The organism is Anaerobacillus sp. QJM3NY_17 (assembly GCF_056173665.1).
In genome coordinates, this window is sequence record NZ_CM149685.1 from 3424717 (window position 1) to 3437568 (window position 12852).

The window sequence follows — 12852 nt, forward strand, 5'->3', positions numbered from 1 at the left end:
CTCCTTTTCTCCTCATTATCTTTTGTCTATTACTCGTGTTGCAATGTCTCCACAAACCTGAAGAATCGCAACAATTACTAATATCAATACTGTTGCAACAAGTGTCACATCAGGATTATTCCTTTGGAAACCTTCAAGATAAGCTAGGTTTCCGAGACCCCCTGCGCCTACAACACCAGCCATAGCGGTGTAGCTTACAAGAGCTATCGCCGTCACAGTAATCCCTGAAATAAGGGCTGGCATTGCTTCTGGTAGAAGCACTTTAAAAATAATCGAACCATTGGATGCTCCCATTGACTGAGAAGCTTCAATGACCCCTTTATCTACTTCACGTAAAGCAATTTCAACCATCCTCGCATAAAATGGCGCTGCTCCTGCAATAAGGGCTGGAAGGGCAGCATTAGCACCTAGCATCGTCCCTATAATGTAAACCGAAAGAGGGATCAGCAAGATAATCAAAATGATAAATGGTATGGAGCGAAATAAGTTCACGACTCCGGCAATAATACTATTCACAAATTTGTTTTCCCATATGTTCCCTCTACCTGTTAGAAACAACAATAAACCAAGGAGGATTCCGAGAATAAACGTTGCCAGAACCGAAATTGCCGTCATGTACGCTGTTTGTAGAGTGGCTTCCCACATAGATTCCCACCTGACGTTAGGAAATAACGATTCAGTCATTCGTAATCACCTCCGCTTTAACACCTTGGGCCTGCACATAATTCAAGGCCTTTTCTACCACAACTGGTTCCCCTTTAAGGAACACAGAAAGTTTTCCATAAGGACCATCCTGTGTATGAGAAATCTTCCCTTGAATAATGTTGACTTCCACATCAAATTCACGAATCAACTCTGTCACAAGTGGTGAACCTGTTTTTCCTTTCACAAAGGTAAACTGAACAAGTTCTCCATCCTGACTCGTTGCCAGATGTGCAATCGATTCCTTCATTTCTTCAGGCTCGCTTAGCTGATTAACAAAGTCTTTCGTAATCTCTTCCTGTGGATGGTGGAAAACTTCAAGGACAGAACCATTCTCCACTACTCGTCCATTCTCCATAACGGCTACACGATGGCAAATTTTGCGTATGACGTGCATTTCATGCGTGATGAGGACAATCGTTAGGCCAAGTTTCTGATTAATTTCAGTCAGAAGTTCTAGAATGCTATCCGTCGTTTTAGGATCTAAAGCAGAAGTAGCTTCATCACAAAGCAAAACCTTTGGATTGTTAGCAAGTGCTCTCGCAATACCCACTCGCTGCTTTTGTCCACCACTTAGCTGTGAAGGATAAGCTCCTTCCCTACCTTCGAGTCCAACAAGGTTAATTAATTCATCAACACGCTTCATTCTCTTTTCTTTCGGAACACCTGATATTTCAAGAGGAAAGGCGATGTTATCACGTACCGTTCTTGACCAGAGAATATTAAAATGCTGGAAAATCATACCGATTTCCTGTCTTGCTGCACGAAGATCTTTCCCATTAAGAGAAGATAGATTATTACCAGCTACTGTGACTGTCCCATCAGTAGGTCTCTCAAGAAGGTTAAGCATTCGAATTAGCGTACTTTTCCCAGCACCACTGTAGCCAATAACACCAAATATTTCGCCTTTTTTGACTTCAAGGTTAACATCCTTAACGGCTTCCACCTTCCCGGATTTCGAAAAGAAGGTCTTATTAATGCCTTTAAGCTCAATCACATGTCTCACATCCTTTATGCATTTGCATGATCAGCTACCTGAAAAAGGACTTCAGTCCCATGCCTTTGTTCTTTATTTCTGTGCACTTAGAAGCCTAATTCGCTTATCACTTTGTATAGTAAAGTAAAAAAATGCCCTTCTGCTTTGAGCAGAAAGGCATTTGATAAATCGATGTCTTCCTCTCATTTCTCAAAGCAATCGCTTTGCAGGAATTGGCACCTTTTCAAACGAGTCGTTTGACGGTTGCCGGGCTTCATAGGGCCAGTCCCTCCACCTCTCTGAATAAGAGATATATAGTTGTTATTACTTTACTGTGGTTAAGTGCTAAATGAATTCTAGCATGGTACTTTATGAGTGTCAATTACTGAGCAAAAAGTCGGAATAATCTAAAATATATACTTTGAATCCCATTAGAAAACCATCAGCTTATTCGCCTGATGGTTTTCGCTCGTTGAGAAAGTTGTTTATAAAGGGATATTTTCGCAAGATCCGCATTCCCTCCACTAACAACAACACCAATTCTCTTACCTTCTAAACGATTTGACTTGCATAAGACAGCAGCTATCGATGCAGCACCCGCACCTTCTACAAGCGTTTTGTGTCTCTCAAGCATAAAGACAATCGCTGCAGCAATTTCTTCTTCTGACACGGTTAGCATATCATCAACAAGCTCTTCAATAATTGGAAAAGTTAATTTTCCAGCTTCTTTCACAGAAATACCGTCTGCAATCGATTTGACAGATTGAAGGACAAGAGGACCAGTACCTTTAAATCGATTCCATGTCGCAGATGCTTCAGAAGCCTGGACTCCGATGATTTTCACGTGAGGAAAGAACGACTTAATCGCCATCGCCATTCCAGCTAACAATCCTCCACCTCCAACAGGTACGAGAATCGTATCTAAGTCAGGACATTGTTGCATCATTTCGAGTGCAACCGTTCCCTGTCCTGCCATTACTTCAGGATCATCGAAAGCATGAACGAATGTGGCCCCTTTCTCAACACGCTCACGATCCGCTCCACTAAACGCTTCGTTATACGATTCTCCTTCAAGAACAACCTCTGCTCCATAAGATCGCGTCGCATCAATTTTGCTTGTCGGTGTATGGACGGGCATATAAATCTTAGCTTTAATTCCACGCTCTCTAGCAGAAAGCGCCACTCCCTGAGCATGGTTTCCAGCCGATGCAGCAACAATCCCTCGCGCTGCCTCAATATCCGTTAGCGACGCAACTTTGTTATAGGCACCTCGAAGTTTGAAGGAACCCGTTCGTTGAAGGTTTTCCATCTTCATGAAGACATCTTTATTTGTATAATCATTAAGCGTTGTCGACTGCTGAAGCGGGGTCCTGTGGACGGCTTCCAGCAAATTCTCCATTGCTTTTACGACATGAACGTTATATTTCTCCTGGTAATTCCCAACGTCATTCACTCTCCTACAAGTTGTTTTTCTTCATATAATTTAATTTTATCTTCGAGAGATAAAGTTCGAGATACTTCATCCCATCCATTTAACAGCATTTCTTTCCAATAAGGATCGATCTCGAACGACGCATTTAGTCCTTCTCCATCAATTACTTGCTGTTTACTTAGGTCTACGCTAAGTTCGTATCCATCCTTTGCTTTTTGAAAAAGCTCCGAGATCGTTTCTTGATCAAGAGCGATAGGAAGTATACCGTTTTTTACACAGTTGTTATAAAAGATATCAGCAAAGCTTGTCGCAATGACAATTCGAAAACCATAATCTAGAAGGGCCCATGGAGCATGTTCTCTTGATGAACCACACCCAAAGTTTTTACCCGACACTAGAATAGAAGCATGCTGGTATTGTTGTTCGTTCAAATTAAAATCTTCACGCGGTTGACCATCATCATCAAACCGCCAATTGTAAAAAAGAAACTGACCAAAGCCTTGCCGTTCAATTCTCTTTAAAAATTGCTTCGGAATAATTTGATCTGTATCTACGTTAACCTGCTCAAGGGGATAAACGATCCCTTTGTATTTATTAATCGGTTCCAGGACGTCTCACTCCTTTTACACTACAAGAGGTTTTATTTTTCTAGCGTCTGTAAATCGGCCTTCAATGGCAGCAACTGCAGCCATTGCTGGGCTGACAAGATGTGTTCTAGCGCCATTCCCCTGACGCCCTTCAAAATTACGGTTAGATGTAGACGCGCAGCGCTCGCCTGGTGGAACAATGTCATCATTCATCGCAAGACACATGCTACATCCTGCTTCTCGCCACTCAAACCCAGCTTCTTTAAAGATCGTATCTAACCCTTCTGCTTCAGCTGCATCCTTCACTGATTTAGATCCAGGTACTACGAGAGCTGTCACACCTTCATGAACTTTTCGACCACGAACAATATCAGCAGCTGAGCGCAGATCACTTAATCGTGAATTCGTACACGATCCGATGAAAACATATTGAATATCTATATTCTGAATAGGTGTTCCCGGTTTAAGATCCATATAGGCAAGTGCTTGCTTAATTGCTTTTTGGTCACCTGGATCTGCATAATCCTCAGGGAAAGGAACGCGAGCATAAACAGAAGATCCCATTGAAGGATTCGTCCCCCATGTTACTTGTGGCTCGATTTCGTCAGCTCCAATTTCGAGCACTTCATCATACGTTGCCCCTGGATCAGATGCGAGCTCTTTCCACTCAACAACGGCTCGATCGAAATCTTCTGGAACATGTCTTTTTCCTTTTAAATAGGAAAAGGTCGTCTCATCTGGGCTAATAAGCCCTGCTTTTGCGCCAGCTTCAATCGACATGTTACAAACAGTCATACGTTCCTCCATTGTCATATTTCGAATCGCTTCGCCTGTGTACTCCACAACCGCGCCAGTACCTGCATTAACACCAAATTTAGCAATAACAGCAAGAATTAAATCTTTAGCGGTCACCCCAGAACCAAGGCGTCCGTTCACACGTATTTCAATTGTTTTGGGTCTTGATTGCCATAGCGTTTGAGTAGAAAGAACATGCTCTACTTCACTCGTTCCAATCCCAAAGGCAAGGGCACCAAACGCCCCATGTGTTGAGGTATGACTGTCACCACAAACGATCGTTTTTCCTGGCTGCGTTAAGCCTAGCTCAGGACCAATGACGTGAACAATCCCTTGATCTGGATGATTAATATCGGCGATTTCCACTCCAAATTCATGACAGTTCTCTTCAAGCTTCTCCATTTGAACTTTTGATACAGGGTCATTAATAATATGACGTGCAATGGTTGGAACGTTATGGTCCATAGTAGCAAAGGTTAAATCTGGTCTTCTTACACTTCTATTATTCATCCGCAGACCCTCAAATGCCTGCGGAGAAGTTACTTCATGAACAAGATGCAAGTCTATATATAGGAGATCCGGGCTACCTTCTTCTTCATGCACAACGTGTTTATCCCAAATCTTTTCAATAATCGTTTTCGGCTCCACACCCATCCTCCTCTTACCTGTTTGTCATTAAGCGTATGCTTCCATGATGCCTGCTGTGGCATCCGCTTCTTCTAATTGATAAATCACTTTCTTGATCATAGCGTCTGTCCCAAGTGCTTTCGGCGAGCCATTTGCAAGATCATTCGTATAATATCCGGCATCAAGTACTTCTTTCACAGCCTTTTCGATTGACTCCGCTTCTTCATTCATATCGAATGAATACTTCAGCATCATTGCACTTGATAAAATCATCGCCAGTGGATTCGCAAGATTTTTCCCTGCGATGTCTGGCGCTGAACCGTGTACTGGTTCATACATTCCAAAACCGTCGCTACGAAGACTTGCGGAAGGCAACATTCCAAGTGATCCTGTGATCATCGAGGCTTCATCGCTCAAAATATCTCCAAATAGATTCTCCGTTACAATAACATCAAAGTGAGCCGGGTTTTGAACCAGTTTCATTGCTGCCGCATCGACAAGCATATGCTCCACTTCTACTTCAGGATAATTCTTCGCTTTTTCTTCAACGATTTCTCTCCACATTCGGCTTGATTCTAGAACGTTCGCTTTATCTACGCTCGTTAATTTCTTGTTTCGCTTACTTGCAGCTTCAAATCCCTGATCCACAATACGTTCGATTTCTTCTCTTGTGTAATGAAGCGTATCAACAACTTCTTTCCCATTTTGACGACGCTCACTCGGAGTACCGAAGTACAAACCACCCGTTAATTCGCGAACAATTAACATATCCACACCTTTAATCCGATCCGGTTTAAGTGGAGATGCATCTAATAGACTTTCAAATGCCGTCACAGGACGAAGGTTCGCAAACAAGCCTAGTTCTTTTCGAATACCAAGAAGACCTCGTTCAGGACGAAGATGGCCAGGAAGAGTTTCCCACTTAGGACCACCGACAGCACCTAGTAGAACAGCATCGCTTTCCCTACAGATGCGCAGTGTTTCATCTGGTAGTGGCGAGCCATCCTCATCAATAGCAGCCCCTCCAATTCTTCCCTGTTGAAATTCAAACGTATGGCCAAATCGATCTGCCACGGCATTTAGAACTTTCATCGTTCCTTCCATTACTTCTTTACCAATTCCATCACCGGGTAATACCGCAACTTTTCTCTTCATCCTTCTAACCTCCCTGTTAGACGTGCGCTTTTTTATTAACTTGATAGCTTTCACGAGCAAGAACGCGATTCACTGCATTCAAGTAAGCAATAGCGGAAGATTCAAGAACATCCTGCGCTGTGCCGCGACCATTCGACTCAACCCCGTTATACATGACTCGCACATGAACTTCAGCAAGAGCATCTCTTCCACCACCGACGGAATTAATTCGATAGTCCTGAAGCTGAAGTGTGCCAGGAATCATTGCTTCAAGCGTGTTATAGATCGCTTCTACACTACCCGATCCTGTTCCAGCTTGTTGAATCATGGTTCCATCAGGCTTCTCAATTGAAATAGTAGCCGTCGGAATGTTTGCAGTTCCATACTGTACTTGAATACTATGAATCTCATATTTATCAACAAATTCATCTGTTTGAATATCAGTTAACAATGCGAAAAGGTCATCTTCCGTAACCTGCTTCTTCTTATCAGCAAGATCTTTAAAGTCTGCAAATGCCTCATTAATCTTCGCTTCGTCAAGTTCAAAGCCTAAATCCTTCACTTTATCTCTGAAGGCGTGACGGCCAGAGTGTTTTCCAAGAACAAGACTATTCGACTGAACACCGATAAGCTGTGGACTAATAATTTCATAGGTTGTTTTTTCTTTTAATACTCCATCCTGGTGAATGCCTGATTCATGAGCAAAAGCATTCGCCCCAACAACTGCTTTATTACCAGGAACCGCCATGCCAGTAAGCTTGCTGACAAGGTTGCTTGTTCGTTTAATTTCATCAAGCTTCAATCCTGTTTCTGCTTGGTAGAAATCATTGCGAATTCGAAGCGCAACGGCAACTTCCTCAATTGCTGCGTTACCAGCGCGTTCTCCAATACCATTAATCGTTCCTTCTATTTGAGTCGCGCCACATTCAATCGCAGCTAGGGAATTCGCTACCGCCATCCCTAGGTCATTATGGCAATGGGCAGAAAGATCAACGCCCTCAATATTCGGAACATTGTTTCGCAAATAAGTGAACAGTTCTCCGTATTCCTGTGGACTTCTGTATCCAACTGTATCTGGAATATTAATGACAGATGCTCCTGCATCAATCACTTCTTTAATAATCTTTGCAAGAAAGGAGCGGTCGGAGCGGCAAGCATCTTCTGCTGACCACTGCACTTTCGGGAAAAATTTCTTGGCATACTTCACTGCTTCAACTGCTGTTTCAACTACTTCATCAGGCGTCTTCTTTAGCTTGTGAGTCATATGAATGGGAGACGTTGCAAGAAAAACATGAAGTCTTGGATCAGCGCCACCTTTTAAAGCATCCCATGCTGCATCAATGTCTTTCATATTCGCTCTCGCAAGACCAGTAACGGATACATCCCTTACAGTATCAGCAATGTTCTTCACACCCTGGAAGTCACCTTTGGAAGCAGCAGGAAAGCCTGCTTCCATAATGTCGACTCCAAGTCTCTCAAGCTGCTTCGCGATTTCCAGCTTCTCTAATGCATTCAGATTGACTCCGGCTGACTGTTCTCCGTCACGAAGCGTTGTATCGAATACATTAATCTTTCGCACTGGCAACCACTTCCTTCTTTGATTTTGGTTTCACGAATGGCATCATCGCACGAAGCTCTTTTCCTACTTGCTCGATTGGATGATTCTTCTCTTTCTCGTTGATCGCGTGGAATTCTGGACGATTTAGTTTATTTTCTAGGATCCAGCCCTTCGCAAATTTACCTGTTTGGATATCTTCAAGAATATCTTTCATACGCGCTTTTGTATCAGCATCAACAACACGTGGTCCAGATACGAAGTCCCCCCACTGAGCTGTGTCAGAGATCGAATAACGCATACCAGCAATACCATCTTCATACATCAAGTCAACAATAAGCTTTAGCTCGTGCAAACATTCGAAGTAAGCGACTTCTGGTTGATATCCCGCTTCCGTGAGCGTTTCAAATCCAGCTTTTACTAGTGAGGATAATCCGCCACATAGGACCGCCTGTTCACCAAAAAGATCTGTTTCAGTTTCTTCTTTGAAGGATGTTTCAAGTACCCCAGCACGAGCACCGCCGATTCCTTTTGCATAAGCTAGTGCAAGCTCTTTTGCGTTACCAGATACGTCCTGATAAACACCGAATAGTGCTGGAACCCCTGCACCATCTTCAAATGTTCTTCTTACAAGGTGTCCAGGTCCTTTTGGAGCAACAAGGAAAACATCCACATCTGATGGGGGTACAACTTGATTGAAGTGAACGTTAAACCCGTGAGCAAAGACTAGCGCATTTCCAGCACGAAGACCTGGTTCGATTTCCTCTTTGTACACTTCAGGCTGATACTCATCTGGAAGAAGAATCATGATAACATCTGCTTCATCACTTGCTTCCTTTACTGTTTTTACATCAAAACCATCTTCCTCTGCTTGATTCCATGAACGCCCTTTACGTAAGCCGACTGTTACATCAAAACCACTCTCGCGAAGATTTAGTGCATGCGCATGACCTTGAGATCCGTAACCAACTACTGCGATTTTCTTTCCTTTTAGCATTCCCTCGTTGATATCACCGTTATAGTATACTTTTGCCATTTTCATTCATCCCTTCATATTTAGGTTTATTAGTTAATTTAAAATGGAATACTGCTTCAAATCTGTTACTGACTTTTGACTTCCTCTTGGGAAAGCCGTTATACCTGTTCGAACCATTTCCTTAATGCCATATGGCCTAAGAAGGTCTAGAATCGCTTCAATTTTGTCGGAGTTACCCGTTACTTGTACGGTAATGCTCTCTCGACTGACATCGATGATAGAAGCCCTAAACGGCTCAATAATTCCTGAAATCTCACTTCTAATTTGGGCGTTACTTATCACCTTAATTAACGCTAATTCTCGGACAACGATAGCTTGATCCGTTATATCAGTTACTTTCAAAACATCAATCTGCTTATTGAGCTGTTTGATCAGCTGCTCAATCTTCGCATCACCGTCGACATTAACGACAAAGGTCATTTTGGATACCCCTTCTGTCTCGGTATGACCAACCGTTATGCTTTCAATGTTAAATTGCCGCTTGGTCATCAACCCCGTAATGCGGTTTAGAACACCACTTTGGTTAATCACTGTTGCAGTTACGATTCGTTTCATGGTTTCACCCCAATCATCTGATGAAGCCCTTTACCAGGTGCAATCATTGGATATACATTTTCCTTTCCAGCTACTCTACAGTCGATCAAAACTGGATCTCGGTGAGAAAAGGCTTCTTCAAAAACAACTTTTGCTTCTTCTTCATTGGTTACTTTAAAAGATTGGATACCGTAAGCTTCACCAAGCTTCACAAAATCTGGCTGTACAGGTATAAGGGATTGAGAATAGCGTTCTTCATAAAAAGCTTCCTGCCACTGCCTCACCATTCCAAGCGTCTGATTGTTCATGATGACTACTTTCACAGGAAGGTTTAACTCTTGCAGAGTCGATAGCTCCTGTAATGTCATCTGAAATCCCCCGTCTCCTGTAAGAGCCACAACCGTTTGTTCAGGGAATGCGAGCTGTGCTCCAATCGCGGAAGGGAAACCAAAGCCCATCGTGCCAAGTCCACCAGATGTTACCCATCGGTTGGCATCTGCAAATGCGTAGTACTGAGCCGCCCACATTTGATGTTGACCAACGTCCGTCGTAACAATAGCGTCTCCCTTCGTGTATTCATGCACGAGTTCAACTACTCGCTGTGGAAGAAATTCCGTTGAAGATGTTTTCTTCCAAAGTGGGAAATCTTCACTATTTTGAGTTAGCACCTTACGCCAATCCTCTGTATCTGGAACTGGTGAATCAATATCTAGAAGCTTCTTCAATGCCTCTCTTGCATCAGATACGATTGGAATCTGAGTAGGAACGTTTTTCCCAATTTCTGCAGGATCAACGTCGATGTGAGCAACCGTTGCATGAATGGCAAAATGGTCAAGGTTACCTGTTAATCGATCATCAAATCGTGCACCAATGCTAATTAACAAGTCACATTCATAAAGTGCCATATTCGCTGTGTACGTTCCGTGCATTCCTCCCATTCCAAGGAATAGAGGATGATTGCCAGGGTAGCTTCCTAAACCAAGTAATGTATTGATGACTGGAATGCGATGCTTCTCAGAAAAAGCGACGAGTTCTTTTCCTGCATTCGCGTGGAGAACACCAGCTCCAGCTAAAATCACCGGTTTCTTTGCTGCACCAACCGCATCCGCGAGCTTCTTGATCTGCAAAATGTTTGGCGAGAAAGTTGGCTGATAGCCGGGTAGATGAATAGTAGAATCATAGCCGGGTGAAATGGTTTTGTTCGCCACATCCTTAGGGATATCAACTAGAACTGGACCGGGACGTCCTGTTGTTGCAATATGGAACGCTTCTTTAATAATTCTTGGTAGATCCTGAACGTCACGCACCTGATAATTATGTTTTGTAATTGGTGCTGTAATTCCCATAATATCTGCTTCTTGAAAGGCATCTGTACCAATCACCGTACTTGCAACCTGCCCAGTGAAGATAACCAGTGGTAATGAATCCATCATGGCATCTGTAATCCCCGTTACGAGGTTTGTTGCTCCTGGACCTGATGTTGCAATAACTACACCAGGTTTCCCACTAACCCTCGCATATCCTTCAGCCGCATGAATGGAACCTTGTTCATGCTTTGAGAGAATGTGTTTAATTGGCGATCGATAAAGTGCATCATAGATCGGAAGAACTGCTCCTCCCGGATATCCGAAGAGAACTTCAACATTTTCTTTTTTTAAAGAGTCAATCAATACGTCTGCCCCGGTCATTTCCGCTGTTACCGCTTCGGCTTCTGGTTTAGCCTTCGCCCGCATATTCATACCCTCCAATGCTTTATTGTGTTGCACGCCTCCGTTCGATAACGGGTTTGCGTATTTCACTGTTTATTACTAATAAAAAAAAGCCTTCTCATCCCTACGCCGCTTTTTTTACGGTCCATAGGGGCGAAAAGACTTCACGGTACCACCCTACTTTGCGACAAAAAGATGCCGCCTCATGAGCAAACTGCTCGTTTTGATAACAAGTGTTTTTAGAACACTTGGCTGATCCTATGTTACTTGATTCAGATCAGCACTCGGAGGGGATGTCGATACAGGGGGTAATACCGGCTTCCACCACTACCGGCTCTCTGGTTAATACCAATTCCTGTTTCTTTTGCCTCGTCATCGATTATTGATATTTATTTTGTAAGAATTATCCTGCTTGAACGTCTCGTTTTGAAGGGTAAACACTGACACCATCGACAGTGACGATATCTCGAAATGCTCCAAGCAACTCGTTCGTCGTTTTACCCGGCTTTGCTTCACCAATTTCTCGACCATCTACTTTTACGACCGCAATAACTTCAGCAGCTGTTCCAGTTAGGAACACTTCATCTGCAACATAGACATCATGACGTGTGAAAGTTTCTTCTCTCATGTCATATCCCTTTTGTCTTGCTAATTCCATAATGGCATTTCGCGTAATTCCTTCTAATGCACCAACATATCCAGGCGGTGTTTTGATCACATTGCCTTTTACGATGAATATATTATCAGCTGATCCTTCAGCGACATATCCCTGATCATTTAACATTAGAGCTTCGCTGACACCAGCTAAATTCGCTTCGATTTTTACAAGAATGTTATTTAAATAGTTGAGCGATTTAACCTTCGGACTTAAGACATCCGATCGGTTTCTTCTACTTGCTACCGTTACAATATCAATTCCTGTTTCATATAATCGCTTAGGGAACAAGGCTAGTGATTCTGCAATAACGATCACTTGAGGTTCCTTACATGTGAAAGGATCAAGTCCCAGGTTCCCAACTCCGCGTGATACAACAATGCGGATATAGGCATCCTGAAGGTTGTTTTTCTTCAGCGTTTCCACAATAATGGCGGTCATTTCCTCCATAGTGTGCGTTATTTTAAGCATAATTGAATGAGCTGAATCATAAAGCCGTTGTAAATGATGTTCTAATCGAAAGACATTTCCGTCATACATGCGAATTCCTTCGAATACCCCATCGCCATAGAGAAAACCATGATCGTATACAGATACTTTGGCATCTTCTTTCTTCACAAATTCTCCGTTAAGGTAGATCCACTGTTCACTCACCTTGTTCACTCCTTTCTGTTTGTTAAGTAGACGCAGTAAAGCGTTAGTGTTTAATGATAGGACCAACGTAATCCGGGGTCCTAATTGTGTGTTTGAGTTATTTGAATACTTTGTTTAATTGAGGATTATATTACGCCGGTTTGGACTTAAGGTCAACACCTAAAATATAAGTTTTTTGATAATTTCGATATATCAATCTATTTGGAAACGCTTACAACGTTGGTATGCGTGAGATTTAATCACACGAAAAATTTTTAATTATAAATTCAATAAAACGCTTACAGTTTTAGTTGTTTTATGACAAGGAAATTTAAAAGAAAGATCTGGATCCATCTGTACCTTTTCTTGGCCAAGCCCTCTCCTGATCTTTAAACCATTCCCAAAAAATTTTAAATATATCTTATATACTTTACACCTGCCAACGCCATACGCAGTGCTATCTTCTGTGAGAATTCC

The 12852-nt window shown here is 42.6% G+C and carries 11 protein-coding genes and 1 riboswitch; all 11 genes read right to left on the reverse strand.

Annotated elements, in window-relative coordinates; all coding sequences use genetic code 11:
* Positions 1-15: 15 nt before the first annotated feature.
* Entirely contained in the window at positions 16-684 is a 669-nt protein-coding gene (locus tag AC0VYV_RS17760; RefSeq protein WP_430246981.1) for a methionine ABC transporter permease, read from the reverse strand.
* Positions 677-1699 carry a methionine ABC transporter ATP-binding protein gene (locus AC0VYV_RS17765; protein WP_475374049.1) on the reverse strand — a complete coding sequence of 341 codons (1023 nt, stop codon included), beginning with the start codon at positions 1697-1699 and terminating at the stop codon, positions 677-679. Before AC0VYV_RS17765 ends, AC0VYV_RS17760 begins: the two co-directional genes overlap by 8 nt.
* A 179-nt stretch (positions 1700-1878) precedes the next feature.
* A riboswitch (SAM riboswitch) is annotated at positions 1879-1988 on the reverse strand.
* 132 nt (positions 1989-2120) lie between these two features.
* Positions 2121-3131, reverse strand: a complete 1011-nt coding sequence (ilvA, locus tag AC0VYV_RS17770; RefSeq protein WP_475367899.1) for a threonine ammonia-lyase — start codon at positions 3129-3131, stop codon at positions 2121-2123.
* A complete protein-coding gene (leuD, locus tag AC0VYV_RS17775) occupies positions 3128-3718 on the reverse strand; it encodes a 3-isopropylmalate dehydratase small subunit (RefSeq protein ID WP_194219601.1) in 591 nt (196 codons plus the stop codon). The genes ilvA and leuD overlap by 4 nt, the downstream gene beginning before the upstream one ends.
* Before the next feature lie 15 nt (positions 3719-3733).
* Entirely contained in the window at positions 3734-5140 is a 1407-nt protein-coding gene (gene leuC / locus AC0VYV_RS17780; protein WP_475374050.1) for a 3-isopropylmalate dehydratase large subunit, read from the reverse strand.
* Between the two features lie 27 nt (positions 5141-5167).
* Complete coding sequence (gene leuB / locus AC0VYV_RS17785; protein ID WP_303535511.1) at positions 5168-6274, reverse strand: 3-isopropylmalate dehydrogenase; 1107 nt, start codon at positions 6272-6274, stop codon at positions 5168-5170.
* Between the two features lie 16 nt (positions 6275-6290).
* Positions 6291-7832, reverse strand: coding sequence for a 2-isopropylmalate synthase (locus tag AC0VYV_RS17790; protein ID WP_430246976.1), 1542 nt, complete (start codon positions 7830-7832; stop codon positions 6291-6293).
* Entirely contained in the window at positions 7819-8844 is a 1026-nt protein-coding gene (gene ilvC / locus AC0VYV_RS17795; RefSeq protein ID WP_475372848.1) for a ketol-acid reductoisomerase, read from the reverse strand. The genes AC0VYV_RS17790 and ilvC overlap by 14 nt, the downstream gene beginning before the upstream one ends.
* A 33-nt stretch (positions 8845-8877) precedes the next feature.
* Complete coding sequence (ilvN, locus tag AC0VYV_RS17800) at positions 8878-9399, reverse strand: acetolactate synthase small subunit (RefSeq protein ID WP_194218971.1); 522 nt, start codon at positions 9397-9399, stop codon at positions 8878-8880.
* The gene (gene ilvB, locus AC0VYV_RS17805; protein WP_408962576.1) at positions 9396-11117 is read right to left on the reverse strand and encodes an acetolactate synthase large subunit; all 1722 of its coding nucleotides are present in this window, start codon (positions 11115-11117) and stop codon (positions 9396-9398) included. Before ilvB ends, ilvN begins: the two co-directional genes overlap by 4 nt.
* A gap of 373 nt (positions 11118-11490) precedes the next feature.
* Positions 11491-12396: a branched-chain-amino-acid transaminase gene (gene ilvE / locus AC0VYV_RS17810; protein WP_430246974.1), complete on the reverse strand. Its 906-nt coding sequence runs from the start codon at positions 12394-12396 to the stop codon at positions 11491-11493.
* Between the last annotated feature and the right edge of the window lie 456 nt (positions 12397-12852).

Excerpts from the sequence above, each read along its gene's own strand:
- AC0VYV_RS17760 (WP_430246981.1), bottom strand. The coding sequence starts at position 684 with ATGACTGAATCGTTATTTCCTAACGTCAGGTGGGAATCTATGTGGGAA.
- leuB (WP_303535511.1), bottom strand. The coding sequence starts at position 6,274 with ATGAAGAGAAAAGTTGCGGTATTACCCGGTGATGGAATTGGTAAAGAA.
- ilvC (WP_475372848.1), bottom strand. The coding sequence starts at position 8,844 with ATGGCAAAAGTATACTATAACGGTGATATCAACGAGGGAATGCTAAAA.
- ilvN (WP_194218971.1), bottom strand. The coding sequence starts at position 9,399 with ATGAAACGAATCGTAACTGCAACAGTGATTAACCAAAGTGGTGTTCTA.
- ilvB (WP_408962576.1), bottom strand. The coding sequence starts at position 11,117 with ATGAATATGCGGGCGAAGGCTAAACCAGAAGCCGAAGCGGTAACAGCG.